This is a genomic window from Bacteroidales bacterium, from assembly GCA_014860585.1.
Classification (GTDB): domain Bacteria; phylum Bacteroidota; class Bacteroidia; order Bacteroidales; family 4484-276; genus RZYY01.
The window spans coordinates 1-4,475 of sequence record JACZJL010000183.1 but is presented as its reverse complement, the minus strand read 5'-3'; the positions used below and the strand labels follow the sequence as shown (position 1 = coordinate 4,475).

2 protein-coding genes are annotated in these 4,475 nt (G+C 43.8%); one reads left to right on the top strand and one right to left on the bottom strand.

Going from position 1 to position 4,475, the window contains the following annotated elements; genetic code table 11:
- The coding region (locus IH598_17480; GenBank protein ID MBE0640310.1) for a gliding motility-associated C-terminal domain-containing protein at window positions 1-1,827 on the top strand (1,827 nt) is incomplete at its 5' end.
- Between the two features lie 609 nt (window positions 1,828-2,436).
- Here the strand turns inward: IH598_17480 and IH598_17475 are convergent.
- A partial coding sequence (locus IH598_17475) for a T9SS type A sorting domain-containing protein (protein MBE0640309.1) occupies window positions 2,437-4,475 on the bottom strand: 2,039 nt, incomplete at its 5' end.

Below are 4,475 nucleotides of genomic sequence, written 5' to 3'. Positions count from 1 at the left end.
GGTTTGTACTGGTTGGAGGTGACCAATGAGTTCGGCTGCACAGGCAGAGATTCGATCAACGTAACGATTGTTCCGACGCCTGTTGTTTGGCTTGGAAACGACACTACGCTATGTATTGGTGAAACCTTGCTGCTTTGTCCTGAGCAGGGTTTTTTGCAATATCTCTGGCAGGATGGAAGCACCGATTCCTGTTATCTTGCGAATTCCGGCGGCAGTTACTGGGTGCAGGTTACCGATGAAAATGGCTGTTTGGGGAGCGATACGATCAACTTGACCTTTCTTCCCGCTCCGGAAGTCTGGCTCGGAAACGATACGCTGGTTTGTTTTAATGAGGTGCTGGTGCTGGATGCGGGTGAAGGTTTCGAAAGTTACCTCTGGCAGGATGGTTCCGTCGGACAGACCTTCATGGCCAATGAGGCGGGTTTCTATTGGGTTGAAGTGGCCAATGAATGTGGCAGCGGCGCTGACTCCATCTACGTAAATTTCACCGAACCCTTTGATTTTACCCTGGGCAATGATACTTCCTTCTGTTATGGCCAGAGTATTATCCTCGATCCGGGCAGTGGATTTGCATCTTATTTGTGGCAAAACGGAACAACTAATCAGACCCTGACTGTTTCTTCAACAGGGATTTATTGGGTGGCTGTTACTGATGAGTTTGGCTGCACCAATGCAGATAGTGTGTACATTGAAGTATTTTCGGAGTTCAGTTTTTCACTCTGCAACGATACAATTAACCTTTGCGAAGGGGATTATATTTTCCTTTACGGCCCTGAAGGTTTTGAAAGCTACCTGTGGCAGGATGGATCAACTTACCAGTCAATTTTGGCGGATAATGAGGGAATTTACTGGCTGGAGGTCGCTGATGAATATGGCTGTGCTGCAAGGGACTCGGTGCAGGTGATGGTGAATAGTATCCCGGATGATCTTCTGGGCGCAGATACAATCATTTGTCCTGATGAAACGATTACTTTGCAGGCGCTGCCTGGATATTGGTTGTACGTTTGGCAGGATGGTTCAGCAGGGATAGAGTATTCAACCAATGAATCCGGTGATTTCTGGGTCACTGTTCAGGATGAGTTCGGATGTTTTGGCTCTGACACGGTTAGAGTTGAGCCTTTCTTACCTCCATCATTCGGGCTTGATGAGAGCCAATGGATTTGTGATGGCGACAGCATTTTGTTGGATGTTGGGGAAGGCTATGTTTCCTATCTTTGGCATAACGGGTCGCAAACCCCCGAACTCTGGGCTGCTGATGAAGGGTTGTATAAAGTTCAGGTGGAGACCATCTGCGGAACTTACAGCGATTCGGTGAATATCTACTTCCATCAGGGATTCATGGATTTGGGCAATGACACGGTGATCCACAGTGGTGAAAAAGTTTTGCTTTCTCCTGGTCCCGGTTTTTCCGATTTTCTGTGGAGCACAGGCTCCACTGCAGGCACGCTGAACGTGGGTGAGGCCGGAACTTACTGGCTGAGTGCATTCGATGGTTTTTGCTATGTTTTGGATTCTATCAGGGTGGATGTTTTTTCTGACCTCTGGGTACCCAACGTCTTCACCCCAAACAGCGATGGGTACAACGATGCTTTCTTTGCCACCACTACTTACCCGGATGGCATTTTCAACTTCAAAATGACCATCTTCAACCGGTGGGGCAGGAGAGTGCATGAAATGAACAGTATCCATGAGGAATGGGATGGAAAAATCAACGGCAGCAATGCCTCCGAAGGGGTTTATTTCTGGACCTGCGACTACCAGACCCTGGACAGAACCGGAAAAATTGTGAATCGCTCACAGCAGGGAAGCGTGACGATTCTGAGGTAAACTACCCCTGATGATTCAACAGCTTATCGACAAAGGAGGTGATGTCATAACTGCCGTTAAATACCTGGTACAACCCGCTGAGGATCGGATATTCCTGACTTGTGACATTTAGTGCGGTAGCAAACCCCATTTGATAATAATGTTTGCAAGTTGGCTATTTAGGATTTCTTTTGTGGGTGAACGGAATATAAAAATTTGTTTTGTAAGGCTGGCCTGCAGATCGAACTTACTCATTCGGAACGACTGCTCAATGTGCCAAAGTTGATGGTAACGTTCAATGACAGCTTCATCGGACAACTGCTGTTGTGACAAATCGGTACAATAGCCCTTAATGCCAGGCTACAGCCTTATTTTCTCTATCAATTCCGTATTGAGTTCAATTCCCGGCTTCAAAGGCAAACCAACTTTTTCCGTTGACATAACTATGGTTGCATCAGGCTTTATGTCATTTATTGCTGAATAGGAACTCAAGCATCGGTGATTTATCTCTCTTTACAAGCAATTGCAATCCTTTTCACCGTGCAAATTTTTATTCTAATTTTAAATTTACACGGTTAAACTTACTAAAATGTGATCAGATGAATTTGCCTTACTGTTTTTGAGGGATTGTTAATTAATCACCAGTTTTTCAAAGAAAACTCCCTTGTCAGTTTCAATCCTTACCAAATAAATTCCTTCAGGCTGGGTTGATAAATCAACCTTCGCCGGTAAATTCAGCTCACGCAAATAAACCTCCACATCAAAGGCATTGAAAATCCTGACATTTATTTTTTCATGAGCGCCTTTGATGGTGAAGGTTCCATTGCCAGGATTTGGATAAATCCTCATTTCATTAACATTCACCCCACCAACTCCTGTATATCCATGCTGTCCTTCAGTTGGGGTTAAATAAAATGTGTAAGAAGTATTATGGTTTTCCAACAATATCATGTTATAGGCTGTCATGGATTCATAGCCCTCAGCTTCACAGGTTAAATCATAAGATCCGGGAGGAACCGGCATTGAGTAGTGCGACCCAAAAGGTGTTGTGTATGATTGAGTTCCATTTACCATATTCAAGGCTGTAACTGTAGCGTTATCAATGGAAAAGTTAGTCAAGGCATCTCGGATAAAACCCTGAAAACAGCTTGTTAAACCCTCAATAACATATTCGTCCACAATGGCTAATGGAGAAAAGTTTGCTGCCGTTACCTCAATTTGAGCATAAGAATATTTCGGATTGTAATCCTGGTAAGCATAAAACTCAATGGCATCAGCTGTAATAATTAGGTTGGAACCAAACCAGGAAGCAATTATTTCAGTGATTTCACCCAGGCTAACAGATATACCAGGCGCATCTTCTAAAATTGTTTTGCCCCCCGGTAAGTAACAATCGCTTTTAGTAACCGAAACCAGTTCCGGAGAACCAGATAATGCATCATATTCAAAAGCGCCGGCAGGGATTATCTCCTGTTGTATGAGTGTACCGTCAATATAAAAATTTGCCACAACTGATGTAACTCCAATGGATGTAAAATCTACAAAAGCATGAATCCCATCCCCGGTTTTTTCATAATTGGCAACACTTATATTTTGATTTTCCATTCCGGAATGAGATCCTGTTGATTTTATTTGCAAATTTGCACCCACCGGTAGCTGATTAAAATCCAGGGCTGCTGTCATCCCCCATTCAACCATGCTCGGATAGTCATGCACATCTACCGAAAAACCATCTGATCCGGTGATACCAATGTTGTCGGCCAATAAGATTTCCGTTGTTACTTTTTCTAGGGTAGCATTACCCAGTGAAGTATGCAACAATTCCTTGTAGTACAATGATTGTGGACCAGTCTGCCATTTCAAAAAGGGATATCCGTCATTGGTTACCCCATCCATAGCCCATACGTTTTCAAAATCCCAGCCTGCATTGGTAAATGTGGATTGCGTCTTCATCTGAGCCGTTGTTTTCCCGGATGCACATTCATCAGTATTTTGCTGTGATGTTTCGACATCCCAGAAATTGTTATAGCAATAACCACCTACGTTTCTGCCTAAAAACCCGTTTACATAGAGTTCGACTGCATAGACCATTCCTGTTGAGAACGAATTTGATATGACACCGGTTTGATTACCACCGGCAAATCCCCCCACGATAGCCCAGGTACCAATTACCCTGCCTCTTGCATAAGAGTTTTTTATTTCCGCTCCTGTCCAAAGGTTACCAACAAGCCCACCTATCGAATTATGAAGTTCGCTCAAAACATCGGTTGTACTATAACACTCTTCAACCAGGGTTTCACCGGAAATTGCTCCGGCGATGCCACCTATCCAATTCGCAACGTATTCGCCTCCTTTCGTCACTGTCCCCGAGGAGGAGCATCTGTAAAGATTTGAATAACTTGCACCACCCACCACTCCTCCTGCATAACTTTTGGAGATATAAATCTGGGCATTTACAACCTCGACATAAGAAATATCTGTTTGGTTAACCACCCTTCCTGCAAGTGCTCCAACATAATAATAACCTGTCATATCTGCATTGGAAAGCCGGAGTTTTTCAATCCACGCACCATTCAAATATCCAAACAAACCAAGGTAACTTTCATATTCCCTTTTGATATAAAGCGATTCAATGGTAAAGTTATTTCCATCGTAAGCACCGGAGAACG